The sequence below is a fragment of the Pseudomonas bohemica genome (assembly GCF_002934685.1).
GTDB lineage: Bacteria > Pseudomonadota > Gammaproteobacteria > Pseudomonadales > Pseudomonadaceae > Aquipseudomonas > Aquipseudomonas bohemica.
In genome coordinates, this window is sequence record NZ_NKHL01000119.1 from 173,397 (window position 1) to 200,029 (window position 26,633).

The 26,633-nt window shown below is 60.6% G+C and carries 20 protein-coding genes, 2 pseudogenes and 1 riboswitch; of the genes and pseudogenes, 14 read left to right on the forward strand and 8 right to left on the reverse strand.

Going from position 1 to position 26,633, the window contains the following annotated elements; translation table 11 throughout:
* Nucleotides 1–106: 106 nt before the first annotated feature.
* Nucleotides 107–1,546: a TolC family outer membrane protein gene (locus tag CE491_RS24975; RefSeq protein ID WP_110951005.1), complete on the reverse strand. Its 1,440-nt coding sequence runs from the start codon at nt 1,544–1,546 to the stop codon at nt 107–109.
* Between the two features lie 181 nt (nt 1,547–1,727).
* Nucleotides 1,728–1,832: riboswitch (TPP riboswitch) on the forward strand.
* Nucleotides 1,833–2,003: 171 nt separating this feature from the next.
* Here CE491_RS24975 and thiC point away from each other — a divergent pair.
* A complete protein-coding gene (thiC, locus tag CE491_RS24980; RefSeq protein WP_110951006.1) occupies nt 2,004–3,890 on the forward strand; it encodes a phosphomethylpyrimidine synthase ThiC in 1,887 nt (628 codons plus the stop codon).
* A 145-nt stretch (nt 3,891–4,035) separates the two neighbouring features.
* Nucleotides 4,036–5,325, forward strand: a complete 1,290-nt coding sequence (cytX, locus tag CE491_RS24985; protein WP_110951126.1) for a putative hydroxymethylpyrimidine transporter CytX — start codon at nt 4,036–4,038, stop codon at nt 5,323–5,325.
* Here the strand turns inward: cytX and CE491_RS24990 are convergent.
* Nucleotides 5,294–6,040 carry an RsiV family protein gene (locus tag CE491_RS24990; protein ID WP_110951007.1) on the reverse strand — a complete coding sequence of 249 codons (747 nt, stop codon included), beginning with the start codon at nt 6,038–6,040 and terminating at the stop codon, nt 5,294–5,296. The genes cytX and CE491_RS24990 overlap by 32 nt on opposite strands.
* Nucleotides 6,041–6,259: 219 nt before the next feature.
* Between CE491_RS24990 and CE491_RS24995 the strand changes: the two genes are divergently transcribed.
* The 9 genes from CE491_RS24995 (at nt 6,260) to CE491_RS25035 (ending at nt 15,755) form a co-directional block, all read left to right on the forward strand.
* Nucleotides 6,260–6,877 (forward strand): NUDIX domain-containing protein, encoded by a 618-nt coding sequence (locus tag CE491_RS24995; protein ID WP_110951008.1) that lies wholly within the window; start codon nt 6,260–6,262, stop codon nt 6,875–6,877.
* Entirely contained in the window at nt 6,868–7,320 is a 453-nt protein-coding gene (locus CE491_RS25000; RefSeq protein WP_110951009.1) for a DUF1249 domain-containing protein, read from the forward strand. Before CE491_RS24995 ends, CE491_RS25000 begins: the two co-directional genes overlap by 10 nt.
* 229 nt (nt 7,321–7,549) lie before the next feature.
* The gene (cpdA, locus tag CE491_RS25005; RefSeq protein ID WP_110951010.1) at nt 7,550–8,359 is read left to right on the forward strand and encodes a 3',5'-cyclic-AMP phosphodiesterase; all 810 of its coding nucleotides are present in this window, start codon (nt 7,550–7,552) and stop codon (nt 8,357–8,359) included.
* A 166-nt stretch (nt 8,360–8,525) separates the two neighbouring features.
* A complete protein-coding gene (locus CE491_RS25010) occupies nt 8,526–9,092 on the forward strand; it encodes a YqiA/YcfP family alpha/beta fold hydrolase (RefSeq protein ID WP_234407677.1) in 567 nt (188 codons plus the stop codon).
* A gap of 90 nt (nt 9,093–9,182) precedes the next feature.
* Nucleotides 9,183–11,087, forward strand: a complete 1,905-nt coding sequence (gene parE / locus CE491_RS25015; RefSeq protein WP_110951012.1) for a DNA topoisomerase IV subunit B — start codon at nt 9,183–9,185, stop codon at nt 11,085–11,087.
* The gene (locus tag CE491_RS25020) at nt 11,087–12,082 is read left to right on the forward strand and encodes an esterase-like activity of phytase family protein (protein WP_110951013.1); all 996 of its coding nucleotides are present in this window, start codon (nt 11,087–11,089) and stop codon (nt 12,080–12,082) included. Before parE ends, CE491_RS25020 begins: the two co-directional genes overlap by 1 nt.
* Before the next feature lie 35 nt (nt 12,083–12,117).
* Nucleotides 12,118–12,600, forward strand: a complete 483-nt coding sequence (locus CE491_RS25025; RefSeq protein ID WP_199885251.1) for a retropepsin-like aspartic protease family protein — start codon at nt 12,118–12,120, stop codon at nt 12,598–12,600.
* A 10-nt stretch (nt 12,601–12,610) separates the two neighbouring features.
* Complete coding sequence (gene parC / locus CE491_RS25030; protein WP_110951015.1) at nt 12,611–14,869, forward strand: DNA topoisomerase IV subunit A; 2,259 nt, start codon at nt 12,611–12,613, stop codon at nt 14,867–14,869.
* Nucleotides 14,870–15,047: 178 nt separating this feature from the next.
* A complete protein-coding gene (locus tag CE491_RS25035) occupies nt 15,048–15,755 on the forward strand; it encodes a PqiC family protein (RefSeq protein WP_110951016.1) in 708 nt (235 codons plus the stop codon).
* Nucleotides 15,756–16,037: 282 nt separating this feature from the next.
* Here the strand turns inward: CE491_RS25035 and CE491_RS31365 are convergent.
* Both CE491_RS31365 and CE491_RS31370 read right to left on the reverse strand, forming a co-directional pair.
* Nucleotides 16,038–16,766 (reverse strand): annotated as a pseudogene (locus tag CE491_RS31365) (histidine kinase); the annotation flags it as partial.
* A gap of 71 nt (nt 16,767–16,837) precedes the next feature.
* Nucleotides 16,838–17,567 (reverse strand): annotated as a pseudogene (locus tag CE491_RS31370) (histidine kinase); the annotation flags it as partial.
* Between the two features lie 130 nt (nt 17,568–17,697).
* On the opposite strand from CE491_RS31370, the gene serB reads away from it, so the two are divergent.
* On the forward strand, nt 17,698–18,915 hold the full coding sequence (gene serB, locus CE491_RS25045; RefSeq protein ID WP_110951018.1) for a phosphoserine phosphatase SerB: 1,218 nt from the start codon (nt 17,698–17,700) through the stop codon (nt 18,913–18,915).
* Nucleotides 18,916–19,068: 153 nt separating this feature from the next.
* Here the strand turns inward: serB and CE491_RS25050 are convergent, their stop codons facing one another.
* From CE491_RS25050 to CE491_RS25060, 4 genes are all read right to left on the reverse strand, one after another.
* Nucleotides 19,069–20,856 carry a molecular chaperone gene (locus CE491_RS25050; RefSeq protein ID WP_110951019.1) on the reverse strand — a complete coding sequence of 596 codons (1,788 nt, stop codon included), beginning with the start codon at nt 20,854–20,856 and terminating at the stop codon, nt 19,069–19,071.
* 284 nt (nt 20,857–21,140) lie between these two features.
* Entirely contained in the window at nt 21,141–22,004 is an 864-nt protein-coding gene (gene asd, locus CE491_RS30435; protein WP_199885245.1) for an archaetidylserine decarboxylase, read from the reverse strand.
* A gap of 63 nt (nt 22,005–22,067) precedes the next feature.
* Nucleotides 22,068–22,883, reverse strand: a complete 816-nt coding sequence (gene rhdA, locus CE491_RS30440) for a thiosulfate sulfurtransferase (RefSeq protein ID WP_199885246.1) — start codon at nt 22,881–22,883, stop codon at nt 22,068–22,070.
* A gap of 45 nt (nt 22,884–22,928) precedes the next feature.
* Nucleotides 22,929–24,464: an HDOD domain-containing protein gene (locus tag CE491_RS25060; protein ID WP_110951020.1), complete on the reverse strand. Its 1,536-nt coding sequence runs from the start codon at nt 24,462–24,464 to the stop codon at nt 22,929–22,931.
* Between the two features lie 211 nt (nt 24,465–24,675).
* Between CE491_RS25060 and motA the strand changes: the two genes are divergently transcribed.
* Together motA and motB are read left to right on the forward strand one after the other, a co-directional pair.
* The gene (motA, locus tag CE491_RS25065) at nt 24,676–25,527 is read left to right on the forward strand and encodes a flagellar motor stator protein MotA (RefSeq protein WP_110951021.1); all 852 of its coding nucleotides are present in this window, start codon (nt 24,676–24,678) and stop codon (nt 25,525–25,527) included.
* 3 nt (nt 25,528–25,530) lie between these two features.
* Entirely contained in the window at nt 25,531–26,568 is a 1,038-nt protein-coding gene (motB, locus tag CE491_RS25070; RefSeq protein ID WP_110951022.1) for a flagellar motor protein MotB, read from the forward strand.
* The last annotated feature ends 65 nt before the right edge of the window (nt 26,569–26,633 follow it).

A 26,633-nucleotide genomic window follows, 5' to 3' on the forward strand; every position in this document is an offset into this window, starting at 1 on the left:
GTGTAGGAGCGCGCTTGCTCGCGCTTGCGTTCGACCCGATACCTAAATGTTGCCTGACACAACGCGATCGCGGGCAAGCACGCTCCTATAGGATCTGCATCGTTGATTATCGCTCCGAAGGCCGCTCAAAATTCTTCGCCGCCTCTTTTGCCAGATCCGGCGGCAGGAAGTCTTTATCGGGGTTGTAATCGGGCTTGAGATAGCGCGACAGGTCCTGCAAATCCCCTGGACTCAACGTGCCCGCGGCCTGTTTCAGACGCAGGTTGTCGAGGATGTAGTCGTAGCGGGTGTTGTTGTAGTCGCGCACCGAGGCATACAGCTGGCGTTGCGCGTCGAGCACGTCGACGATGTTGCGCGTGCCCACCTGGTAGCCGATTTGCGTGGCTTCCAGGGCGCTCTGGTTGGAGATGATCGATTGTTTGCGCGCCTGCACCTGTTCCACATCGGTGTTCACCGCGCGATGCAGGTTGCGGGTGTTTTCCACCACTTGGCGGCGCATGCCTTCACGCTGTTGCTCGGACTGCCCAAGGCGGGCGTAGGCTTCGCGCACCTGCGAACTGGTCAGGCCGCCGCTGTAGATCGGGATATTCACTTGCAGGCCGATGCTGCGTTGCTCGACGCTGCCATGAAAGTCCTGCCCGGTATAGTTCGGGTTGGTGAAACCCAGCTGGTCGTTGTCACCTTTCTCGTACTGAGCGACGGCATCGACGGTCGGTGCGTGACCAGCCTTGCGTTGGCGCAGGGTCTCCTCGGCCGCGCTGACAGCATAGTTGCTGGCCAGCAGATTGAGGTTCTGTTGCGAGGCCGTGTCGACCCAGGATTTGGCGTCGTTCGGTGACGGCGCAAGCACTGGCAGGGTGTGCACGATACCTTCGATGGAGTTGTATTCGCGATTGGTCAAGGTCACCAACGCCTGAAACGCATCGTCCACCTGGCGCTTGGCGACGATACGCGCCGCCCGAGCGGTGTCGTAACTGGCTTGGGCCTGGAGCACGTCGGTCTTGTCCGACAGCCCCACATCGAAGCGCTCGTTGGCCTGATCCAGCTGGCGTTTGAATGCGGCCTCTTCGGCTTTGGTCGAGGCCAGGTTGTCCTGGGCGCGCAGCACCGAGAAATAGTCCTCGGCGCTTTGCAGGATAAGGTTTTGCTCGGTGGCCGAAAGTTGCAGCAGGGCCTGCTCGTTGACGTCCTTGGCCGCCTTGAGCTGGAACCAGCGGTCGGCGCGGAAGATCGGCTGACTCAAGGTGGCTCGATAGACCGTGCCGCTGCGATTGATCACGGCAGATGGCTCATCGATCTTGGTGCGCGTGCTGTTCACGTCGGCCCCGCCGGAAATGTTCGGCAGCAGGCCCGCGCGCGCCTGAGGCACGATTTCCTTCTGCGCTGCGTAGTCGGCGCGGGCGGCGGCCAGATCGGCGTTGTTGTTGACGGCTTCCTGATAGACGCTGACCAGACCGGTCCTGGTCGGCAGAGGCAAGTCCGCTGCCCCGGCCATTGCATTCGAAGCATATGACACGGCAATGGCCAGTGAAAGTTTGCGCAGCATAGACATTCCCTAGTAGTTGAAGCTGTGTAAAAACGCACATGGCAGTCGGGTCCAGATCGCTTTGGCGCCGCGTAGCGAGTGTAGTTCCGCACGATCACGACAACAATCGGGTAAAAGAGCCATTTAACAAGCGTTTGAATTGCGCGCTTGGCGTTTTCGGCATGTCGCGTCTAGACTGACGCCGTTCTTGTCGGGGTGCCTTGATATGAGGCTGAGATCGGATAATCCGGATCCCGTTGAACCTGATCAGGTTAGCGCCTGCGTAGGGAACAAGATTTCTCGTCTCCCGGCGAGTCCTCTTGAGTGTCGTCCGGGGTCGTCTTTGTTCAAATTCTGAACAGTCCTCGTTTTTCGATTCTCAGCATCCGCTGTCATTTCTGGGTGCCTCCGTCCGTTCGAATCAGGCTCACGCTCCGACAATTCATTCCGCTGCTGGATGATGTCTGGAGAGCCCGTGATGAGTACAACACTAAAAAACGCCAATCTGAGTGAATCAGCCCAGGTCGATTCGGGGTCGGTTCAGCCGTTCACCCGTTCGCAGAAAATCTACGTTCAGGGCTCGCGCCCCGACATCCGCGTGCCAATGCGCGAAATCAGCCTGGACGTCACCCCTACAGACTTCGGCGGCGAGATCAACGCGCCGGTCTGCGTGTACGACACTTCGGGTCCCTACACCGACCCCAACGTCATCATCGACGTGCGCAAAGGTCTGGCCGATGTGCGTTCGGCATGGATCGAATCCCGTGGCGACACCGAGCGCCTTGCAGGTTTGAGTTCCGACTTCGGCCAACAGCGCCTGGCCGATGCCGAACTGACCAAACTGCGCTTCGCTCACGTGCGCAACCCCCGTCGCGCCAAGGCCGGTGCCAACGTCAGCCAGATGCACTATGCGCGTCAGGGCATCATCACGGCCGAGATGGAATACGTCGCCATCCGCGAAAATATGAAGCTGCAAGAGGCTCGCGCCGCGGGCCTGTTGAAGCAGCAACACGCGGGGCACAGCTTCGGCGCGAGCATTGCGAAGGAGATCACGCCCGAGTTCGTGCGCGAAGAAATCGCCCGTGGCCGCGCAATCATTCCGGCTAACATCAACCACGTCGAGCTTGAGCCGATGATCATCGGCCGCAACTTCCTGGTGAAGATCAACGGCAATATCGGCAACAGCGCGCTGGGTTCGTCCATCGAAGAAGAAGTGGCGAAACTGACCTGGGGCATTCGCTGGGGTTCGGACACGGTGATGGACCTGTCCACCGGCAAACACATTCACGAAACCCGCGAGTGGATCATCCGCAACTCGCCGGTGCCAATCGGCACAGTGCCAATCTATCAGGCGCTGGAGAAAGTCGGCGGCGCTGCCGAGGATCTGACCTGGGAGTTGTTCCGCGACACGCTGATCGAGCAGGCGGAGCAGGGCGTCGACTACTTCACCATTCACGCAGGCGTGTTGCTGCGCTATGTGCCGCTGACCGCCAAACGCGTCACCGGGATCGTGTCCCGAGGCGGCTCGATCATGGCCAAGTGGTGTCTGGCGCATCACAAGGAAAACTTCCTCTACACCCACTTCGATGAAATCTGCGAAATCATGAAGGCCTACGACGTCAGCTTCTCGCTGGGCGATGGGCTGCGTCCGGGCTCGATTGCCGACGCCAACGACGAAGCGCAATTCGGCGAGTTGGAAACCCTCGGCGAGCTGACCAAGATCGCCTGGAAACATGACGTGCAATGCATGATCGAAGGCCCTGGCCACGTGCCAATGCAATTGATCAAGGAAAACATGGACAAGCAGCTGGAGTGCTGTGACGAAGCGCCGTTCTACACCCTCGGCCCGCTGACCACCGACATCGCGCCGGGTTACGACCACATCACTTCAGGCATAGGCGCAGCGATGATTGGCTGGTTCGGTTGCGCGATGCTCTGCTACGTCACGCCGAAGGAGCACTTGGGCCTGCCGAACAAGGACGACGTGAAGACCGGGATCATTACCTACAAGATCGCAGCCCACGCAGCGGATCTTGCCAAGGGCCACCCCGGCGCGCAGATTCGCGATAACGCCTTGAGCAAGGCGCGTTTCGAGTTCCGTTGGGAAGACCAGTTCAACCTCGGCCTGGACCCGGACACCGCACGCTCTTACCACGACGAAACCCTGCCGAAAGACTCAGCCAAGGTCGCGCATTTTTGCTCCATGTGCGGGCCGAAATTCTGCTCGATGAAAATCACCCAGGAAGTCCGCGAATACGCTGCCAATCAGAAGATCGAGGCGGTGGACCTGTCCGTGGCCGAGGGAATGCGCGAGCAGGCCGAGCGGTTCAAGCAGGAAGGTAGCCAGCTTTACAAAAAGGTCTAGTGCCACGGTGACCTGGAGAAGCGCGTTTGCCTGCGATGGCGTCCGTTCTGTGAACGATATGTTCGCTCAGACCCCGCGGTCGCGGGCAAGCGCGCTCCTACAGGGAGGCGTCGCCCCCAAATTCTTGCTCCTGCGAGACAACAACGTGAACACACCCAGCACTTACTCACCAGACGTTCCCGTCCCCGCCGCCAAACGGGTCTTCGGCGCGCGCGATCTGTTTTCCCTCTGGTTCTCCCTCGGCATCGGGCTGATGGTCCTGCAAACCGGCGCATTGCTCGCGCCGGGTCTGGGCATGTCCGGCTCCATGCTGGCGATCTTCCTTGGCACGCTGGTCGGGGTTCTGCTGCTCGCCGCTGTCGGCGTGATCGGCAGCGACACCGGATTGTCTTCCATGGCCGCGCTCAAGCTCAGCCTCGGCACCAGGGGCGCGGGTGTGCCGGCGATTCTCAATCTGCTGCAACTGGTCGGTTGGGGCTCGTTCGAGATCATCGTCATGCGCGACGCCGCCAGTTTGCTGGGCGCCGGCGCGTTTTCCGACTCCAGCCTCTGGGCCAACCCGATGCTCTGGACCCTGGTGTTCGGCGCGCTCGCGACCCTGCTGGCGATCAGCGGTCCCCTGACCTTCGTGCGGCAGATCCTGCGCAAGTGGGGCATCTGGCTGCTGCTCGCTGCCTGCGCGTGGCTGACCTGGAATCTGTTCGCGAAAGCCGACCTCGCAGCGCTTTGGTCACGCGCCGGAGACGGATCGCTGCCATTTGCCGTGGGTTTCGACATCGCTATCGCCATGCCGCTGTCCTGGCTGCCGCTGATCGCCGACTACTCGCGTTTCGGCAAGCGCGCGACCGGCGTGTTCGGCGGCACAGTGCTGGGCTTCTTCATCGGCAACTTCTGGCTGATGACTCTGGGCGTCGCTTACACCCTGGCGTTCGCGCCGAGTGGTGAGGCCAACGCATTGCTGCTGGCGCTGGCCGGGGCGGGGATGGGGATTCCGTTGCTACTGATTCTGCTCGACGAATCCGAGAATGCCTTTGCCGACATTCACTCGGCGGCGGTTTCCAGCGGGATTTTGCTGAAGGCCAAGGTCGAACACCTGGCACTGGCCATCGGCATTATCTGCACGCTGATCGCCTGCTTCGCGCCGTTGGCTCAGTATCAGAATTTCCTGCTGCTGATCGGTTCGGTGTTTGCACCGCTGTTCGGCGTGGTGCTGGTGGATCACTTCATCCTGCGTCGCCGCACTCATGGCGCCGCGACAATGGGGTTACGCTGGATGACGTTGCTGGCGTGGCTGGGCGGGATTTGCACCTATCACCTGCTGGCCAACTTCTATCCGAACGTCGGTGCAACACTGCCAGCCTTGATTGTGGCTGGCGTGTTGCAGCTGATTCTGAGTAAGACGATCAGCTCCGGCCGGGGAACAGTTCCGGCTTGATGATGCCGTTGAGCTGGGGATAAGGAATCTTCAGCTCGATATGGCCCATGGCGTAGGGGGCGATGGTGGTGACCGGATATTTCAGGATCACTGCACCGTACGTCAGGGCGACGTTGGAAGTTCGCTTGAACGGCCACATCTTCTGGAACTCGGTGTCCTTGTCCAGGTGGGTGCTGATCTGCCAGGCCTGATGCGCCAGTTCGGCTTTTTCCCAGAACGCAGCTTCCTGGCCCGGCACCAGCATGTCGGCCAGCGTCAGGACCCGTTGCTGCTGCCGAGAGTAGTTGATGAACGCGCGGCCAGGGTCGCCATGAGCGCCGCCGGTGTCCAGGTAGCTCGACAGCTCGACGACGACTATCCCGTCGTGCTGCTCGCGTACTTTGGCCTGCAAATAACTGCTGTTGCGTGCTGGGGCACGGGCCAGGAACTGCTCCTGATAGGCTTTCAACGTCGGCGGCACAGGGCCGTCGGTGTCGCTGCGGGTCAGTTGCAGCAAGGTGCGCTGGACGATGGCGTCGAGCTTGGGTTCGTCCGCAAAGTGCACGGTATCGATGTTTACCAGCGGGCAATCGTCCGTGGTGCAGCCGGGCTTGATCAGCTCGGAGGCGTCGCGCTGAACGGTCAGCGGACTGCGCAGATTGGGTTGAAACAAGCTTTGGCAGGCGCCCAGTATCAGGGCCAGGCAGGCCATTGAAATGATCTTCAAAAACGACATGTTGATCCTTGGCGTTGGCAAAAAGGGCCATCACAGGGGGTAACGGCAACAGGCTTCGACTGCGTCTGGCGCAATCAGTTCGCCATTGGGCGGATTAGAGTGCCTTTCCTTCGCCGTCGTCTACCCTGAGTGCCGGATTTGCCTGTTTCAGGGGGCTGCATCCAGCGCGACAGCACGTTAGGATGGCGCGAAGTCACGAGTGCTTTGAGTGAGAAATTTATGACCGATACCACCAAATCGACACCCACGAAGCACGAGATTGTCCATCGCGAAACCTGCTTCAAGGGTTTCTACCAACTGGACCGTCTGCACCTGCGCCATGAGCTGTTCGACGGCGGCATGAGCCCGGAAATCAAACGCGAGCTGTTCGTGCGGCACGATGCCGTGTGCGTACTGCCATATGACGCCAAACGTGACGAAGTGGTCCTGCTCGAGCAGTTTCGGGTGGGCGTGATCGGCAAGCATCCCAACCCCTGGTTGATCGAAATGGTCGCTGGCCTGATCGATAAAAAAGAGGAACCCGAAGAGGTTGCTCACCGCGAAGGAGAGGAGGAAGCTGGGCTGGTCTTCAGCGCGTTGTGGCCTATCACCAAATACTTTCCGTCGCCCGGTGGCAGTAACGAATTCGTGCACCTGTACCTGGGCAAATGCGAGAGCGAGGGGGCAGGTGGGGTTCATGGGCTGGAGGAAGAGGCCGAAGACATCCGTGTGTCGGTCTGGTCGTTCGATGACGCGATGCAAGCCGTAAAAGACGGACGCATCGTCAACGCGGCAACTATCATCGCAATACAGTGGCTGGCGCTCAATCGCGCCGAAATCCGGGGGCTGTGGTCGTGAATCTTCTGCGCGAGCGCTACCGTGTCGACCTCGCCGGGCTGCAGGCAGCCTGTGAGGCGAACTACGCGCGCTTGATGCGTTTGTTACCTGACATGCGCAATGCACAACGTTCTCGCCGGGTGGCCGTCACCCAAGGCGATCAAATGCTGGGTGTGCTGGCGGTCGAGGTGATTCTCGACTGCCCTTACACCACCACTTTGCAGGTTCGCCAGGAACACAGCCTGCCGTGGCTGCCGGTGCCGGTCCTGGAAGTGCAGGTCTATCACGACGCGCGCATGGCTGAAGTCATCGGTGCCGAACACGCGCGGCGCTTTCAGGGGATCTACCCATACCCTAATGCGGACATGCACCAGCCTGACGAAAAGACCCAGTTGAATCTTTTCCTTGGTGAGTGGCTCAGTCATTGTCTGGCGTGCGGACATGAGTATGAGGCGGTTCGCTGATTTCGGTGGGACGCAATCACCCTGTGTGAGTGAACTTGCTCACGAAAAACGGATTTTCAGCCGATAGAGATGTCATGACTGCACAGGCCCTTTCGTGAGCCAACTCACTCCCGCAGTTCGTGGATTCCCCAGTCTCTGGCACAAATTAAGAACCGCCACCCTCTTTCCGGTTTGCCGTCGTAACGATCTGACACCATAATCCGGCCATATCTGCTCAAGGAGATGGCCATTGCCGAGCGCATCCTCAACCCCATCCTCCGTGTTGGTGGTTCAACTGTCCGACAGCCACCTGTTCGCTGAAGCGGATGGCACGCTGCTGGGCATGAAAACCCGTGACAGCCTTCATGCCGTGGTGAATTTGGTGCTGGCCGAACAAGGGCAGATCGATCTAGTGCTGGCCACCGGCGATCTGTCCCAGGACGGCACGGTCGAGTCCTATCAGGCGTTTCGCCAGGCGAGCGACCGGCTCAAGGCCCCGAAACGCTGGCTTGCGGGCAATCACGATGAGTTACATGAAATGGCCATTGCCGCGCGGCACAGCGATTTCCTCGACCCTGTCGTGGATATCGGTAACTGGCGCATCACGTTGCTCGATTCGGCGGTGCCGGGATCGGTCCCTGGCTATCTGGAAGACAAGCAACTGCAATTGCTCGCCCAGGCGTTAAGCGAAGCGCCGGAGCGTCATCACCTGGTTTGTCTTCATCATCACCCGGTGCCCATTGGTGCAGCGTGGATGGAGCCCATCGGTCTGCGTAATCCTGATGCCCTGTTTTCGTTGCTGGAGCGTTTTCCGCAGACGCGAGCGCTGCTCTGGGGCCATGTGCATCAAGAGTTCGACCAACTCCGTAACGGCTTGCGGCTGATCGCTTCGCCCTCCACCTGTATTCAGTTCGCGCCCGGTAGCCTGGATTTCGGCCTGGATTCGCTGGCGCCGGGCTATCGCTGGCTGCGCCTGCAGGACGATGGGCAGATTGAAACCGGTGTCTCGCGCGTCGCGCCGGACCTGTTCGAGGTCGATCTCAACGGCGCCGGCTATTGAAAGGAATTCGCGGCATACCATCAACTAACGAGTCTTCACGCGGTTGTCTCTGTAAACTGCGTGGCTTTGCCGCTTGCGGGGCGAATCGACTCGCAGCTTCTGGAGGCACGTTGTGAACCACGATCACTCGACTCTTCTTTATATACATGGGCTCAACAGCTCGGCGATGTCGAATAAGGCCACGCAGCTGGCCGGTTTGATGAAGCGTCTTGGGCTTGGAGAGCAACTGCGCGTGCCAGAGCTGCATCATCACCCGCGTCAGGCGCTGGTTCAGCTGGAAACGGCGATCGACGAGCTGGGTGGGCGGCCATTACTGGTCGGCAGCTCACTCGGCGGCTACTATGCGACTCACTTGGCTGAGCGTCATGGCCTGAAGGCTGTGCTGATCAACCCGGCGGTCAATCCGCACCAGCTGTTCGATGGTTTTCTGGGCACCCAAAAAAACCTCTATACCGGCGAAAGCTGGGAGCTGACGCACGACCATGTGGATGCGCTGGCAGAGCTGGAAGTCCCCGCTCCGCAGGACCCGCAGCGCATACAAGTGTGGTTGCAAACTGGCGACGAGACGCTGGATTATCGGCGCGCGCAGGCGTTTTATCGGGCCTGCGCGCTACGAATCGAAGCGGGCGGCGATCACGGCTTCCAGGGTTTTGCCGAAAAAATGCCGACCCTGTTGAGTTTTGCCGGATTCGCTCCCGAACTGCTGCAGGCGATCGATCTGTCGGCGCTGTGAAGCCAGCGCGCAAATCGAAGCATTTGCTGAAACAAACAGGTAGAACAGTGTCACTTCGAAATTTCATGAACGACTTGATGACGAGACCCCATGGCCAATCCCAGCGCTAGCTCTTATAACGCAGACGCCATCGAAGTCCTCTCGGGCCTCGACCCGGTCCGCAAGCGGCCGGGCATGTACACCGACACCACGCGGCCGAACCACCTCGCCCAGGAAGTCATCGACAACAGCGTCGACGAAGCCCTGGCCGGTCATGCCAGATCGGTGCAGGTCATCCTCCACGCCGACAACTCCCTGGAAGTGGCCGATGACGGTCGCGGCATGCCCGTGGACATTCACCCTGAAGAAGGCGTGTCGGGCGTCGAGCTGATCCTCACCAAGCTGCACGCGGGCGGCAAGTTCTCCAACAAGAATTACCAATTCTCCGGCGGTTTGCACGGCGTGGGCATTTCCGTGGTCAACGCGCTCTCCACCCAGGTGCGGGTGCGGGTCAAGCGTGACGGCAACGAATACGAAATGACCTTCGCCGACGGCTTCAAAGCCACCGAACTGGCCGTTATCGGCACCGTCGGCAAGCGCAATACTGGCACCAGCGTGTACTTCGCGCCGGACCCCAAATATTTCGACAGCCCGAAATTCTCGGTCAGCCGCCTCAAGCACGTGCTCAAGGCCAAGGCCGTTCTGTGCCCTGGGCTGCTGGTCAGCTTCGAAGACAAAAGCAGCGGCGAGAAGGTCGAGTGGCATTACGAGGATGGCCTGCGCTCCTATCTGCAGGATTCGGTCAATGACTTCCTGCGTCTGCCGGAAGAACCGTTCTGCGGCGCCTTTGCCGGTAACAAGGAAGCCGTCGACTGGGCGCTGTTGTGGTTGCCCGAAGGCGGCGACAGCGTTCAGGAAAGCTACGTCAACCTGATTCCCACCGCGCAGGGCGGCACCCACGTCAACGGTCTGCGTCAGGGCTTGCTGGATGCGATGCGCGAATTCTGTGAATTCCGCAATCTTCTGCCGCGCGGGGTGAAGCTGGCGCCGGAAGACGTCTGGGAGCGCATTGCCTTCGTCCTTTCGATGAAAATGCAGGAGCCGCAATTCTCCGGGCAGACCAAAGAGCGCCTGTCATCCCGCGAGGCCGCGGCGTTCGTGTCTGGCGTGGTCAAGGACGCCTTCAGCCTCTGGCTCAACGCGCACCCGGAAATGGGCATGCAGCTGGCCGAGCTGGCCATTAATAACGCCGGTCGGCGCCTCAAAGCGAGCAAAAAGGTCGAGCGCAAACGCATCACCCAGGGCCCCGCGCTGCCGGGCAAATTGGCCGACTGCGCGGGACAGGACCCGATGCGCGCCGAGCTGTTTCTGGTCGAGGGCGACTCCGCTGGTGGTTCAGCCAAGCAGGCACGGGACAAAGAATTCCAGGCCATCCTGCCGTTGCGCGGCAAGATCCTGAACACCTGGGAAGTCGATGGCGGCGAAGTGCTCGCCAGTCAGGAAGTGCACAACATCGCGGTCGCCATCGGTGTCGATCCAGGCGCAGCGGACATGAGCCAGCTGCGTTACGGCAAGATCTGCATCCTCGCCGACGCCGACTCCGATGGGCTGCACATCGCCACCTTGCTCTGCGCCTTGTTCGTCCAGCATTTCCGCCCGCTGGTGGACGCCGGTCATGTTTACGTCGCGATGCCGCCGCTGTACCGCATCGATTTGGGCAAGGATATTTATTACGCCCTGGACGAGGCCGAGCGCGATGGGATTCTCGACCGTCTGGTGGCTGAGAAGAAACGCGGCAAGCCGCAGGTCACCCGATTCAAAGGCCTGGGTGAAATGAACCCGCCGCAACTGCGCGAAACCACCATGGACCCGAACACCCGTCGCTTGGTGCAACTTACCCTGGACGATTTCGAGGCCACATCAGAGATCATGGACATGCTGCTGGCCAAGAAACGCGCGGGCGACCGCAAAACGTGGCTCGAATCCAAGGGCAACCTGGCCGAGGTGCTGGTTTGATGCGAGGTTGGCTGGCAGCCCTGTTGCTGACCGCCACGCCCGCCTTCGCTGCGCAGCCGCCCTCACAAAAGCCGCTGCTTGAACTCAAGTTGCTGTCCGAGCATGCTGTCGACGACATGGTCGGCGGCAATTTGTCGGGCCTTGCGTCGTGCAATGGTGTGCTGTGGACGGTCTCCGACCGCGACGACACGCTGCTGTACAGCCTTGATACCGCAGCGACCGTCTGGAAAGCCCATGCGCTGAAGCTTGAGATTCCGCCGATTCCCGACAGCGGCCTGTCGGCGACCTTGCGCGGCATGGCCAAGGCGGCCTCGCTGATCCGCGGCGGCGACCTGGATTTCGAGGGCGTGACCTGTGATGCCGCAGGCAATCGCTATCTGGTCAGCGAAGGCTTCGCTACGGTGCTGAAAGTTCCGGTTGATGGTGCGCCGAGCTGGTTGCCATTGCCGCAGGAACTGGTCCAGGAAGCTCAGTCGGCCGGCATGCTGCAGCACTTCAACGCGATTTTCGAAGGCATTGCCATTAGTCCGGCAGGCGATCAGTTGTGGCTGGCGGCCGAGCGCGAAAAACGTGGCTTGCTGACCGCCAGGTTGGGTAAGGACGGCTGGACCTGTGGCGCCAGCTGTATTTTGCAGGTCGAGTCCGGCAATGACATTCTGCCGCCGCAACTGGGTGGCAAATCGATGGCCAAGGATTTCGCCGATGTCTCGCTGCACAAGGGCAAGCTGTACACCCTCGAGCGCGCGGCGTATCGCATCTGCCGGCGGACGCTGGAATCCGGGCAACTGGAGGCCTGCTGGTCTTTCGCCAAAGAGGCTTTGCTGCCGAACCGGCTCTACGATCAGAAGTACGGACTGACCGAAGCGTTGATCGTGGATGACACTGGAGCGTGGGTCGGCATCGACAATAACTTCGGTGCGCGCGCCGACGGTGAAACACGCCCCATCGTCTGGCGATTTGCCGCGCCTGAAGGTGGCTGGGGCGGCAAGCGTTGACGCAGACACCCCCCGGCAAACGCGCCGGGCGTCTGATGCTGATCATTGCCTGGGCCGCGGCGCTGTTTCTGGCGACGCGGTTTTTCGGTGAATGGGAACAGCGTCAGCAAAACCCGAACAGTAACGTCACCTCGGAACAGGGTGATGGCTATGTCGAAGTGCGATTGGCGAGCAATCGTCAGGGGCATTTCGTCATGACGGGGCAAATCAACACGCGCCCTGTGCAGTTCATGCTCGACACGGGGGCGACCGATGTTGCGATCCCCGAAGATGTAGCGGACAGGTTGCATCTGCAGCGCAGCGATCCGGTTCAGGTGAGCACGGCCAATGGCCGCACCGAGGCGTTTCGGACCACGCTGCGGCGGTTGAAAATCGGCGATATCGTCCTGAACGACGTGCGCGCCCTGGTGGTGCCCGGTCTGGATGGTGATCAGGTGCTGCTGGGTATGAGCGCCATCAAACAACTCGAATTCACACAGCGTGGCGGCACATTGCTGCTGCGTCAGACGACAAAATGATGAGGCCCGCATGAGCGACTCCCTTGACCTCAGCCTGGACGGTGTAGAACGCCGGTCACTGGCTGACTTCACCGAACAGGCCTATCTCAACTACTCCATGTACGTGATCATGGACCGTGCCTTGCCGCATATCGGCGACGGCTTGAAGCCCGTGCAGCGGCGCATTATCTACGCCATGAGCGAGTTGGGTCTGGACGCCGACGCCAAGCACAAGAAATCGGCGCGTACCGTGGGTGATGTGCTCGGTAAATTCCACCCCCACGGCGACTCGGCCTGCTACGAAGCCATGGTGCTGATGGCACAGTCCTTCAGCTACCGCTACACGCTGGTAGACGGCCAGGGTAACTGGGGGGCGCCGGATGATCCCAAGTCGTTCGCCGCCATGCGTTACACCGAAGCGCGGCTGTCGCGTTACTCCGAAGTGCTGCTCACCGAACTGGGCCAGGGCACCGCGGACTGGGTGCCGAACTTCGACGGCACGCTGGACGAGCCCGCTGTTTTGCCCGCGCGTTTACCGAATATTCTGCTCAATGGCACCACCGGTATCGCCGTGGGCATGGCCACCGACGTGCCACCGCACAACCTGCGCGAAGTCGCGGCTGCCTGCGTGCGTCTGCTCGATGAGCCCAAAGCGACCATTGAGCAGCTGTGCGAGCACGTACAGGGCCCGGATTACCCGACCGAAGCGGAGATCATCACCCCGCGCGCCGACCTGCTGAAAATCTACGAAACCGGCCGCGGTTCGGTGCGCATGCGCGCTGTGTATCGCGTCGAAGATGGCGATATCGTCGTCACCGCGCTGCCGCATCAGGTGTCCGGCGCTAAGGTGCTGGAGCAGATCGCCGCGCAGATGCAGGCCAAGAAGCTGCCGATGGTCGCCGACCTGCGTGACGAGTCGGACCACGAGCATCCTTGCCGCATCGTGATCATCCCGCGCTCCAACCGCGTCGATCCCGAAGAGCTGATGCAGCATCTGTTCGCGACCACCGAGCTTGAATCCAGCTACCGGGTGAACATCAACATCATCGGGCTGGACGGCAAGCCGCAGCTGAAAAACCTCAAGGCGCTGCTGTCGGAATGGCTGACGTTCCGTATCAACACCGTGCGCCGGCGTCTGCAATTCCGTCTGGACAAGGTCGAGCGTCGGCTGCATCTGTTGGACGGTTTGCTCACGGCGTACCTGAACCTGGACGAAGTGATCCACATCATTCGTACCGCCGAGCACCCCAAGGCTGAGCTGATCGCGCGTTTCGAGCTGTCCGAGACCCAGGCTGACTACATCCTCGACACCCGTCTGCGTCAGTTGGCACGTCTGGAAGAGATGAAGCTGCGCAGCGAGCAGGACGAACTGCTCAAAGAACAAGCCAAGCTTCAGGCCTTGCTGGGCAGCGAAACCAAACTGCGCAAGCTGGTGCGTACCGAATTGATTGCCGATGCACAAACCTATGGCGATGATCGCCGCTCGCCTATCGTCGAGCGCGCCGAAGCCAAAGCACTGTCCGAAAACGAACTGATGCCGACCGAGCCTGTGACCGTCGTGCTCTCGGAAAAAGGCTGGGTGCGTTGTGCCAAAGGTCATGACATCGATGCGACGGGTCTTTCATACAAGGCCGGCGACGGCTTCAAGGCGGCAGCGGCGGGGCGCTCGAACCAGTTTGCTGTGTTCATTGACTCCACCGGGCGCAGTTACTCGCTCGCGGCACATACGCTGCCATCGGCGCGTGGCCAGGGCGATCCGCTGACCGGTCGCCTGACCCCACCGCCTGCCGCGACGTTCGAATGCGTGCTGCTGCCCGATGACGACGCGCTGTATGTCATCGCCTCCGATGCCGGTTATGGTTTCGTGGTCAAGGGTGAGGACTTGCAAGCCAAGAACAAGGCTGGCAAGGCCTTGCTGAGTCTGCCGTCCGGCGCGAAGGTCATTGTGCCGCGTCCGGTGGCTGATCGTGAGCAGAACTGGCTGGCCGCGGTTACCACCGAAGGGCGCTTGCTGGTCTTCAAGATCAGCGATCTGCCACAGCTGGGCAAAGGCAAAGGCAACAAGATCATCGGCATCCCGGGCGAGCGTGTGGCCAGTCGTGAAGAGTTTGTGACCGACTTGGCAGTCATTCCCGAGGGCGCCACCTTGGTGCTTCAGGCGGGTAAGCGTACGCTGTCGCTCAAGCCCGATGATCTTGAACACTACAAAGGTGAGCGTGGACGTCGTGGCAATAAGCTGCCTCGTGGCTTCCAGCGCGTGGATGCGTTATTGGTGGAAAACGTCGCTTAAGCGGTTAATCAGGCTGTCAATCTTCATTTTGTCACGAAGATCGACGCAGAATCGCTGGAGTCATTGCGCATATTCACGGATGATATGTCGTCTTGAGGTGCGGGCGTGGCTGTGTGCCTTCATGTTTACTTGAGTCTTTGACATCGTGGTCGCCGTGGGTGGCCACTTGGACGGAATGATGAATTTTCTACGCGTTCCTTGTGTTCTGTTGTTGACCGGCGTTCTGGGTTTGGCCGGGTGCAGCGTTCATCAGCCCCAATCGCTCTATCAGCTTGACAGTGGCGAGCCGGGGCAACCGAAACAAAGCGCCGGAGTCGCTGTTTTGCTGGGTCCGGTTTCCGTTGCCGACTATTTGCAACGGGAGACATTTCTGCAGCGTCAGCCTGACGGTAGCTTGACAGCTTCGACCGATGGTCGCTGGGCGGGCAGCCTGTCGTCTGACATCGATCAACTGCTGTTGCGCCAAATGGCGTGGAAGCTGGACAGCCAGCGTGTGGTCATGGCACCCGCGGCGGCCAATTTCAGCCCGGATGTGCAGGTGGTGTTGTCGATCACTCGCCTGGATTCTGGCGTGAACCAGCCGGCTGTGCTCGATGCGCAGTGGCGTCTGCTGGACCGTCGCGGCACCGTGCGTGACAGCAAGCTGGTGCACCTCGAAGAGCGTCATGCGGGTACCGCGGCTGCACAGGTCAAGGCTCAAGGCGTTCTGTTGCAGCGTCTGGCCGATCAACTGAGTGCTGCGGTCAAGCCTGTGGCCAGCCAGCCATTGGTCGCCGAGGAGCCGAAAAAAGTCGCTCAACCCGCCAAAACCCGGACCGATCAGGACAAGCCGAAGATCCCAATGGCCTCCCCGATTCGTACCGATCTGGAAGTGTTCCGCTTCTGAATCCAGCGCAAACAAAAAGCCCGCAGCGATGCGGGCTTTTTTGTGGGTGACCGGTCGCGTTTGATTCTGGCGAGGCCGTAGGAGCAAGCTTGCTCACGATCTGCCGGGAACCGGCAGTAAACCCTGTGAACTCGATACATCTGACAGGGCCGGGTCGTCCGATTCTATTGCCGCTTCGGTCGGCCACGACCCCCGAGCAGATCGCCTGCAAGTAAGGCTCCTACGGCCCCCAGCCAGAATCAAGAGCCAGACTGGGGCAATCTCATGTCCCGCAGAGCATCATCAGGCCTTACGCGCCTCATGCATGCGCGCCAACTGACGCTCAAGCATCGACGGATACGGTTCCATCAGCCGTTCCACGCAGCTTGCGCCCTCGGGGCTGGCGATCGGGCGGATGCGGGCGCGTTGGCGGATGGTGTGGTCTTCGCTGATCTTGCGCTCTACCAGCAGCAGGTTGCGGCTGTGTTGCGACAGGGCCAGAGCGTCCTGCGCGGTTTCCGTCAGCAGCAGGTCGATCTGGTTCATGCCATGCAAGCCTTCGCCCAGCGTCAGGCCCAGCTGCAATTGCAAGGTGATGCCACTGTCAGCGACTTCGATCTGCAACGCGTGACTGAGGGCGCGCAGTAGCTCGCCGCAGCAGATCGCGTTGGTCAGGTAGTCGTCGCCGCTGTCCTGGGTGCTGAACACCATCAGCGAGCTGCCATCGTTCAAGGTATGCAGCTCGCTGTCGTAGAGCGACGCGGCCTGATCGATACAGTCACGGTAGCGCTCAAGCAACTCGGTCAGACGGTTGCGAGGCAAGCGGCGCAGTTGTTCCTGGGAGCCCAACTGCACGGCCAACACGGCGCTGTATTGCGGCTGCGATGGTGCCACCGGCAATACAGGGCGCGGCGCGGGCTTTTGCGCCACCGGGGTAGTGTCGCGAAGATCGGCGAACGGATCTTCTTCGTCGTCTTCATCTTCCGCGGCGACGATGCGCCGGGCCGGAATCGCCGTCGCACGGGGTTTCGGCGCGTCATCGAGCTCAGGGTCGCTTAAGTCGCTGGCATCGAACTCTGGCGAGGCCTCCTCTTCGTCTTCGATCTGCTCAGGCTCGGGAACAGGCTCCGGCTCAGGCTCGGGTGGCGCATAGGATGTCTTGAGCTGGCGGGCCAGATCGCCGATTTCGTCCTGACGATCGGTCGCTGGTGTGTAAGGGTCGATATAACGTAGCCACATGCGCAGTTGCAGCATGGGCGTGGAAATATGCCGCCCCAGACGCAAGCTCAAGGCCAGTGCCAGGGCCAAAAGGATACCCGCCAGAATGCCCATGCTTTGTAGACTGATGGTCAGCGGCTGCTGGAACTGGGTCATGTCCAGGCTGATGCGTAGCGTGCCTGCGACAACGTCCTGAAAGGTCACCTTGATCTCATAGAGGCCTTCGGCTTCGCCCAGCAGGCCGTTTTTCGGACGCTGACCCGCTTCGGCAAGGATGCGATTGTCCACGCTGTAGATCGCGGCATGGGCTACGAGCGGGTTCTTCACCAGATTGCCCAGCAACACGTTGAGGCTGAGGATGTCGTTGGACACCAGCAGCTCCGTGGCGGAGGTCGCGGTTTGCGTGGTCAGGGCCTGCCCCAGTGCGTCCGCCTGTTCGTGCATGGCTTGCTTGAACTGCAAGCCCATCACGCAGGCGTAGATCACCAGCGCCAGCGCGACGAGGATCACGTTATGGCTGGCGATGCGCAAAGCAATCGGAACGCGTCGATGACGCAGCGCCCGGAAGATCAGCAAGAAGAAATTATCGGTTTTTACTGGCGTGGGCCGGTTCACTGAGCACGGCTCTCTTGGAGAAGTTGGGGCGCAGTATAGCGAGCGACCCAGATACGGCAAAGCGCTCACTGTGCCCGGCGGTCACTGAAAGTGCGTAGAATGCGGTTTTTTTCTACTGCGGGGGTGCGCCTTGCGCGAAATTGTCCTGATAAACATCACAGGCCTTGACCGTCCGGGCCTCACTGCGGCCATTACTGGCGTTCTGGCTCAAGGTGGCGTGAATATCCTGGATATTGGTCAGGCGGTGATCCACGACGCGCTGTCGTTCGGCATTCTGGTCGAGATTCCTGACACCGAACCAGGTGCTGCGGTGCTCAAGAATGTCCAATCCAGGGCTGACGAACTGGACCAGCAAGTCCGCTTCACTCAAGTTTCCGAAGCCGATTACCAGCATTGGGTCGACGGTCAGGGCAAGGCGCGGCATATCGTGACGTTGCTGACCCGCAAAGTGACGGCCGAGCAACTGCAGGCGGTCAGTTCGATCACCGCCAGATACGGCTTGAACATCGACCGCATCGATCGTCTGTCCGGGCGCATGCCGCTGGATACGCCGACTGATAAGGGCAAGGGCTGCATCGAGTTTTCCGTGCGCGGCGAACCTGCCGATCAGCAGCAGATGCGGGCTGAGTTTCTGCATGTGGCGCAGGAGCTGAACGTCGATATCGCGTTTCAGCAGGATTCGCTGTTCCGTCGTAATCGCCGCCTGGCGGTATTCGACATGGACTCGACGCTGATCGAGGCCGAAGTCATCGACGAACTGGCGAAAGCCCACGGCGTCGGTGAGCGTGTCTCGGAGATTACCGAGCGGGCGATGCGGGGCGAATTGGATTTTCGCGCCAGCTTCAAGGAGCGCCTGGCGCTGCTCAAGGGACTGGACATCAAGGTGCTGGACGAAATCGGCGCGTCGTTGCGTCTGACCGAAGGCGCTGAAACTTTGTTCGCCGAACTCAAGCGTCTGGGTTACAAGACAGCGATTCTCTCCGGCGGCTTCACCTATTTCGCTCGTCAACTGCAAGCCAGGCTGGGCATCGACTACATCTTCGCCAACGAGCTGGAAGTGGTCGACGGTAAATGCACCGGCAACGCCATCGAACCGATCGTCGATGCTCAGCGCAAGGCCGATTTGCTGCGTGAACTGGCGATCAAGGAAGGCTTGAGCCTGGAGCAGACCATCGCGGTCGGCGACGGCGCCAATGACCTGCCGATGCTGGCAATTGCGGGACTGGGTGTTGCGTTCCGCGCCAAGCCGCTGGTCAAGCAGTCTGCGAAACAGGCGATCTCGACGCTGGGGCTGGACGGCGTGCTGTATCTGCTGGGATTCCGGGACCGGGAAGGGCGTAGCGCCTAGCGCGCCCTTGAGGCCCAACTCCAACCAATTGTGGGAGTGGGCTTGCTCACCAAGGGGCAGCACATCCGCTATGTTTTGGCGGCTGAATGTCAGCATTCGTGAGCGAGCTCACTCGCGCAGAGGTCGGGGGCAGGTACGGATACGGACCACTGCCTACAACACCGTCCACAACGAATCGAATTCCTGTTCCGGGCCCGCCTCTGGAGTGGTCTTCTGCAGTCCTTCGAGAATCTCGTACTCGAACTGGTTGTAGCTGCCGGTGGTCGCTTTACGATTGCTTAGCGTGGCGCGGCGCTCTTCGCCGCTGCTGTTGATCATCACCTTGCTGCCATCCTCGAATGGCAGACGCGGCACAACCACGGTGGCGGGAACGTCGATAGCCCGCACCTCCGGCAGCAACAGCACCCGCAGATACTGACTGCTCTGCTCGTCACGCAGCAATTGCATGCCACATGCCTGAGCGAACGGAGCGATCAGCTCGGCACCCATCTGCGTGCCACCGCTGCGCACCTGACGCACCCAGCGCACCACGGCAATACTCCAGCCATGGCCATGGTCCTGAATGCCGATCAGCTCCCCGGCCTGCAGTTGATCCGGGACGTCTTTGGGCCACGCCAGGCAATAACCTCCGGGACTGTGGTTGACGATGTTCAGGCTATACGTCGGGAAGCTCTTCTGCCCGTCCATTTGCGACGCGCCGCTTTCGGATTCCTCGCGCTGATACTCAATCTCTTCGAACGGCAGCATGGTGCTCGACGAGCCGGAGCGCTGAACATCCATTGCCTGCGACCAAGGATCGTGACAGGCCTGCTCAAGAGGTTGCAGGGTATATTCGGCGACCCTGCTCACGGTCGCGGCAGGCACCTGCAGCAGATCACTGAAGCATTTCTGGCCACCCACGAAGTAATGAAGCGCGCTCATGCCGACGCAGACCGTCAGCGTGCCTTGGCCTGCGGTGCGTTGAAACACGCGCTCCGACACGTCGCCCCACGCCGCCGCCAGGTGCTGCAGCACATCGATCGACAGGCCCGGTGGCACGTGCAGGTAGGACTGCGAACGCTGCTCGACCGGCATCTCGATGTAGCGCTGCAGGGCCGCCGATAACGCGCGCGGGTTGATGCCCAGCAGATTGCTGCGTTGGTCTTCGGCATACAGCGAGGTGTAGCGCGGCGCGGTGTCGATGCCATAGGCCACCGAGTAGAGGCTGGCGTCGTCGATGGGCTGCTGCAGCGTGACCATCGAGCTCCAGGCGTCCAGCGCATCGGCCAGTTTGCCGATGTTGTGCTGACGCATCTGGTTGCAACGTGAACAGCCCATCAGCAACGCCACGATGTAGGTTTGTTCGACGGTCAGGGTACGCGTGTGGTGCGCCTGACTATCGGCCACCGGGATGTTGTGCAGCTCGCTCTGGCGGGCGATTTGATAGATCTGATGCAGCTCCAGCCATAGGCCGTCCTGCACAGGGCAATAAAGCTGGTTGGCACGGATCAACGGACCATTGAGGCAGTGCATGGCGCGTTGGAGTGCCGTGGTCAGTAGCGTGGTGCGGTCCCGGGTGAGCCGAGGTGCCACCCTGGCGATAATCTGCTTGTAGCCGATCGCCAGATGGTTCTGTAGTGCCTGGCACAGGTTCGCGACCTTGCGCGGGCGTTCTTCCAGCACCACCGATTGATTGAGGAAGTGGCGTTCCAGGTGCTTGCACACGAAAAACACTTCCGGGCGCAGCAGCTCCAGCAGTTGCAGGCGGTTGTCGCTGGGGGTCAGCAACTGGTTGAGTTCGCCCAGGCCCTGATAAAGCTGGCGGGCCATTTCGCCTAAATTCGCTTTGGGAAGGGTGGAGATCCAGCGCTTCAAGTCTTTCGGCGTCCCATCACAGAACGACAGGCTCGACTGCGTCGGCACAGGGGCGCGCAACAACAGTGGGAGACTTAAATTACTCATGTGACAGGTAAACTCCAACAACTACTGGCCCAAATGGCTCCGACAGGCTGCAAATGCAGTCACGGGTGACCGAGCGAAACGAGCAAGCTAACGTCAATTGAAAGCGAAGTTTCCTACAGGACTGACGAAAGACTTTAGCAGCATTGTATCCAGTGAACAGCCCTTGGTATCAAAATGACACTGTGCAGTGATGATACGGAGGTGCGCACTGGACCAATGGCGGGTTGCATCGGTCGTTGCAGGCCCGCGCCAAAAAAACGTTTCAAAACTCACTCAGGCAAGAATCAGGCCTGCATCGGGGTCGCCAGCAGTTGGCCCATCCGCGTCGGTGAACCGGCGGCCAGTTGCTCGGCCCATTGCACCTGATTCGGGCCGAACAACACGATGGCAGTCGACCCCAGTTTGAAACGACCCAGCTCGGCGCCTTTTTCCAGATGAATCGGCGCGCGGGCCGCTTCGTCATAGCTGAAGGTTTTCAGCTCGCGCTTGGGCGGCGTCACCAGCCCGGCCCAGACAGTTTCAATGGACGCCACGATCATCGCACCCACCAGCACCACAGCCATCGGGCCGCGTTCGGTGTCGAACAGGCAGACAACGCGTTCGTTGCGGGCGAACAGCTCGGGCACGTTCTCGGCCGTGGTCTGGTTAACCGAGAACAGACGGCCCGGCACATAGACCATCTCGCGCAAGGTGCCGGCCAGCGGCATGTGAACGCGATGGTAGTCCTTTGGCGACAGGTAAATGGTGGCGAACTCCCCTCCCATGAAAGGCGCGGACAGACGTGCGTCGCCGCCGAGAAGTTCAAGTGCACTGTAGCTGTGGCCCTTGGCCTGGAAAATACGACCGTGCTCGATCGGCCCCAGTTGGCTTACTGCGCCGTCGGCAGGGCAGAGAATCGCACCCGGAGTTTCGTCCAGAGGGCGAGCGCCTGGTTTCAAGGCTCGGGTGAAGAAGTCGTTGAAGTGCGGGTACGCGGTCTCATCCTCGACCAGCGCTTGAGACATGTCCACCTGATAGCGGCGCACAAACCACTGCGTGAAAGCATTCTTGAACCAGCGCACGCGGCATTCGGCGACGCAGCCGGCCAGACGCGACAGCAGGTGGTGGGGAAGCAGGTATTGGAAAAGAATAAACAGACGCTGTTTCATCAAGGTTCCTAAAGCGTTTCAAAAGGGCTTTTCAATAAGTGAAGGCAGATCAGGGCAGCCCGGTTATTTTTCGACCGGCGTATCCGGATGATTGCCCCATTCGCCCCACGAGCCGGCGTAGCCTTTGACTCGCGGATAACCCAGCGCTTTGGCGACCAGGTAAGTAAAGCCGGAGCGGTGGTGGGTCTGGCAGTGGGTGATGACCTCTTTATCCGGCGTGATCCCCAGACTTTCCAGGATTTGCGGCATGTCGCGGCGAATGCGCAGGTTGCGCGCCTGATCCATGCCCGCCGTCCATTCGAAGTTCACCGCGCCAGGGATGTGACCACCTTTGGCTGCCACGACTTTCTCGCCCGAATATTCGGTTGGCCCGCGTGCGTCCCAGATCGCCAGATCGGCGGCGCCCAGCCGGCTTTGCAGGTACTCGCGAGTGGCGGTGGGTTCGTCGTGCACGGTCACGCAAACCGGGCCGTCAGCAGGGGCTGGCACTTCGGTGGACAGTGGCAAACCCTCGGCCTGCCAGGCCAGCAGGCCGCCGTCCAGGTAGTGATATTTCGAGTGACCGATTACGTCCAGCAGCCAGATGAAACGACCGGCCCAGCCGCCGCCTTCGTCGTCATAGACGACGTACACCGCATCCGGGTTATGGCCCAGCTCACCAAACAACGCTTCGAGTTGCGCTTGGGTCGGCAGCAGGCCGGGAGCCGGTGGCTGGCCCAGTTGCGTGCGCTTCGGGTCGACGAAGCGAGCACCGGGAATATGGCCGGCCTCATAGCGGGCGGCGCTGGTCAGGTCAACCAGAATCAGCTCTGAAGCGCCAAGGCGTGCCTGCAGATCTGCGGGCTCGATCACCAGCGGCAAGCTTGAGAAAGCAGACATGTAAGGTCTCCAGATCATGAGAAGAGGCGAATTGTAGCTCAGCCGTCAGCCATTGCGATGGCTAAAGGTGGTCAGTGCCTTCTCGATACATTGCCCGGTTTTCCCGAATGCCTGCACCGCGACTTCCGAGAACTGTCCGCCCCCCTGATCCGCCACGATCACCATCACCACCCGGCCATTACTGGCCAGCGAGCGGATCAGCAGGTTTTCCCCGGAAAACAGGTTGCGCAGCTGCGGCGGCAGTAACGCGGAAAACTGCGCATTGTTGCTGGCGGTCAGGCGCAGTTGCGTGGCCTGGGCCAGCAGTCGCTGGAGCACCGTGCTTTCCTTGTAGGGAATCAGCAGCGAGGCGGCAGACTTATCCACACCGGCAATCTGATGCACCCGAAGACTCTCGGCCTTGCGATCGATCATCAGCAACACGACCCGCTGCATGCCTGAAGCCAGCAGGGCGTCCCGTGCGCAGGTGGTCAGGTGCATCGCGTTGGTGAACATGCTGGGCTCTTTGAGCAAATCGCCGCAGTGCTTACGCCAGGTTTGCAGCGCTTCGGCAGAAGGCGGCGCCGCGGGCAGCATGCCTTTGTGCACGCGTCGGGTGCCCCAGGGCCAGAGCAGTGCTTCGGCCGGGTGCCAGACGCCGGGAGCCGCATGCTGACGGGCGCTGGCGGCGGCGTTCTGGTGGACCTGCTGCTGTAAATCCATCAGCGGTTGCTGCAAATAAAGGCTGGTCAGCAGTTGCCAGCGCAAATTGTGCGGCGTGTCCCACGCCTGTTGCGCCGACAGCGCCAGACCGTTGGCCAGCAGAATCGTGTTGGCAGGCTGATTGAGCCAGCGACGCAGCGGCAGATCGGCATCCAGTTGCTGTTGCTGCTTGAGCGGGTCGTCGCTCTCATGAGCGATGCGCAGCACTTTCACTAGATTGCGCTGCTGGCCGATCAGCAGGCCGTAGCCCTGGGTAACCCAGATCGGCAATTGCCAATGCAGCGCCATCGCCTGACACAACTGCACCAGTCGCACGCCGAACAGCGCTTTTTCGACGGCCTTTGCCGACTCGCCCTTGTGGACAACGCGCAGCTCCCACTCTTCCAGCAGCTCGGGATGGGCCAGCGCCATTGGCCAGAGCGGTGCGAGAAACAGCAGGCTGCCCAGATGAATATCCTGCCACAGGCGTGCCAACTGGTTGGCGAACAGGCCGTAAGCCTGTTGCGCGGCGTGCTGGCTGATCATTTGCAACTGCCGCAGCGCCACCGGGATCTTCTGCAATTCGACGCTGGGCAAGCGCCCCAGCAGCGTGCTGGTGCGCGCCAGCCCCAAGCGGTTCAGCGCAACTTCCAGACTCTCCGCAGGCTCGGCGAGCCCGCCACTGCGCAGGTTGGCCTCGCGCAGCACGCTGAGCACCAGCGCAGGGCTGTCCTGCATCAGGTCGGCGATTTCACGCAGGGATCGCCGACTGTCGTTGAGTGCGGCATGGACCTTTGCATGGGCGAGTGCGGGGACAGGCAGGGCCAGGCTGTCCAGCTGTTTGATCCAGGCATCGAGCGTCTGCGGAACGGGGAGCGACGTGGCTTTAGCTGATTGCATACACAAGACCCATACGGCTGGGAAGTTTTGATCAGGATCGAATGGTGGCATCATGCTGGCCTTTGCCCTGATGTGCCCGAGCCAGACGCCAGACAGGTTTTTCGCCTGATTTGACTATAGTCTGGCGTACTGGTGCCGATAAGGAGAACAAGAGTTTTGAATGCTTCTCGCACAATGACCATGAACCCGACTCAGTAAGTATTTTTTATCTATGGCAAAAATTATCGGCATCATCGTCGTTTTCGCGAGCGTCCTCGGCGGCTACGTACTTTCCCATGGTCAAATCGCCGCGTTGATCCAGCCTTTCGAGGTGCTGATCATCGGCGGTGCCGCGTTCGGTGCATTCCTCCAGGCGAACCCCGGCTACATGACCATGCACGTCATCAAGAAATCCTTGAAGATGTTCAGTTCGCGCTTCACCCACGCCTTCTATCTGGAGGTGCTCGGCCTGATCTACGAGATCCTCAACAAGAGCCGCCGTGAAGGCATGATGGCCATTGAAGGTGATATCGAAGAACCGGAAAACAGCCCGATCTTCGCCAAATACCCAGGCATTCTGAAAGACACTCGGATGATCGCTTTCATCTGTGACTACTTGCGCATCATGTCGTCCGGCAACATGGCCCCCCATGAGCTGGAAGGCCTGTTCGACATGGAGCTGCTGAGCATGAAGGAAGAGCTGGAGCATCCGTCTCACGCGGTGACCGGCATCGCCGACGGTATGCCCGGCTTCGGTATCGTCGCGGCGGTACTGGGCATCGTGGTGACCATGGCGTCCCTCGGCTCCGGCGACAAGGCAGCGATCGGCCAGCACGTCGGCGCGGCGCTGGTCGGCACCTTCTTCGGTATCCTCGCGGCCTACGGCTTCTTCGGTCCGCTCTCGCAGAGCCTGGCCCACGACGCCAAAGAAGAAATGAATGTGTTCGAAGCGATCAAGGCTTCTCTTGTGGCCTCGGCCTCGGGCGTACCGCCGTCGCTGGCTGTCGAGTTCGGTCGCAAGGTTCTCTACCCGGCCCACCGGCCCAGCTTCAGTGAGCTGGAACAAGCTGTTCGCGGTCGCTGATCCATGGAAAATAATCAGCCAATCATCGTCAAGCGCGTAAAGCGCTACGGCGGAGGGCACCACGGCGGCGCCTGGAAAATCGCCTTCGCCGACTTCGCGACGGCCATGATGGCGTTCTTCCTCGTGCTGTGGCTGATGTCTTCGGCCACGCCCGAGCAGTTGATTGCCATTGCCGGTTACTTCAAGGATCCGGTCGGTTTCTCCGACAGCGGCTCGCCCTACGTCATCGACCTGGGCGGCTCGCCGGAGATGTCGCCGGACCAGACGCTCAACCCCGAAGTGAAGACCACGCCTGCCCCGGACAAGGTCCCCGTGGATGCCGACAAAGAGGACGCGGCGGCCGAGCAGGTCGAGCAGGAGCGTCTGGAGATGCTGCTGCAGGAGTTGCAGAACAAGGTCAACGAGAACCCGCAACTGGCGAAGTTCAAGGACCAGATCCTGTTCGAGATCACCCAGGACGGCCTGCGTATTCAGATCATGGATGCAGAAAACCGGCCTATGTTCGACATTGGCAGCGCGCGTCTGAAACCGTATTTCGAAGACATTCTGCTGGCGATGGCCGACACCATCAAAGCGGTGCCGAACAAGGTCAGCATCAGTGGTCATACCGACGCGACGCCTTATGTGGGCAACAACGGTTTCGGGAACTGGGAGCTGTCAGCCAACCGTGCCAACGCGGCACGCCGGTTGCTGATCGCCGGTGGTTATCCGGATCCCCAGGTCGCGCGAGTGGTGGGTTATGCCTCGTCTTCTCTATATGACCGGGAAAACCCGAATAACCCGATCAACCGCCGCATCGACATCGTGGTCCTGACTAAGAAAGCCCAGGCGCGTATCGAAGGTGATCAAAACGCCGGTGAAGCGCCGAAATCGGATGCCGCGCCGGCCCCGGCCTCACCGACCGCTCCGGCAGCCAAGCCAGGCGCATCGGCCGCAATCCCGGCCGTCGATCCCCAGGCTTACGCCCAGCCCCATGAGATCCGGCAGAAGCTGAACATCTTCGATCAAGGGCAGCTGAAGATCGAAGAGATCAAGAATTGATATTGGGTTCTGACAAAAAACGCCGCGATGATCGCGGCGTTTTTGTGTGAGCGATTGGGTGTCCC

What these genes read in the sequence shown, in the direction of transcription:
- motA (WP_110951021.1), top strand. Translation starts at nt 24,676, where the DNA reads ATGGCAAAAATTATCGGCATCATCGTCGTTTTCGCGAGCGTCCTCGGC.
- CE491_RS25020 (WP_110951013.1), top strand. Translation starts at nt 11,087, where the DNA reads ATGCGAGGTTGGCTGGCAGCCCTGTTGCTGACCGCCACGCCCGCCTTC.
- parE (WP_110951012.1), top strand. Translation starts at nt 9,183, where the DNA reads ATGGCCAATCCCAGCGCTAGCTCTTATAACGCAGACGCCATCGAAGTC.
- CE491_RS25035 (WP_110951016.1), top strand. Translation starts at nt 15,048, where the DNA reads ATGAATTTTCTACGCGTTCCTTGTGTTCTGTTGTTGACCGGCGTTCTG.
- CE491_RS24975 (WP_110951005.1), bottom strand. Translation starts at nt 1,546, where the DNA reads ATGCTGCGCAAACTTTCACTGGCCATTGCCGTGTCATATGCTTCGAAT.
- motB (WP_110951022.1), top strand. Translation starts at nt 25,531, where the DNA reads ATGGAAAATAATCAGCCAATCATCGTCAAGCGCGTAAAGCGCTACGGC.
- thiC (WP_110951006.1), top strand. Translation starts at nt 2,004, where the DNA reads ATGAGTACAACACTAAAAAACGCCAATCTGAGTGAATCAGCCCAGGTC.
- CE491_RS24995 (WP_110951008.1), top strand. Translation starts at nt 6,260, where the DNA reads ATGACCGATACCACCAAATCGACACCCACGAAGCACGAGATTGTCCAT.
- CE491_RS25025 (WP_199885251.1), top strand. Translation starts at nt 12,118, where the DNA reads ATGCTGATCATTGCCTGGGCCGCGGCGCTGTTTCTGGCGACGCGGTTT.
- CE491_RS24990 (WP_110951007.1), bottom strand. Translation starts at nt 6,040, where the DNA reads ATGTCGTTTTTGAAGATCATTTCAATGGCCTGCCTGGCCCTGATACTG.
- parC (WP_110951015.1), top strand. Translation starts at nt 12,611, where the DNA reads ATGAGCGACTCCCTTGACCTCAGCCTGGACGGTGTAGAACGCCGGTCA.
- rhdA (WP_199885246.1), bottom strand. Translation starts at nt 22,883, where the DNA reads ATGTCTGCTTTCTCAAGCTTGCCGCTGGTGATCGAGCCCGCAGATCTG.
- CE491_RS25010 (WP_234407677.1), top strand. Translation starts at nt 8,526, where the DNA reads ATGTCGAATAAGGCCACGCAGCTGGCCGGTTTGATGAAGCGTCTTGGG.
- CE491_RS25050 (WP_110951019.1), bottom strand. Translation starts at nt 20,856, where the DNA reads ATGAGTAATTTAAGTCTCCCACTGTTGTTGCGCGCCCCTGTGCCGACG.
- CE491_RS25060 (WP_110951020.1), bottom strand. Translation starts at nt 24,464, where the DNA reads ATGCAATCAGCTAAAGCCACGTCGCTCCCCGTTCCGCAGACGCTCGAT.
- asd (WP_199885245.1), bottom strand. Translation starts at nt 22,004, where the DNA reads ATGAAACAGCGTCTGTTTATTCTTTTCCAATACCTGCTTCCCCACCAC.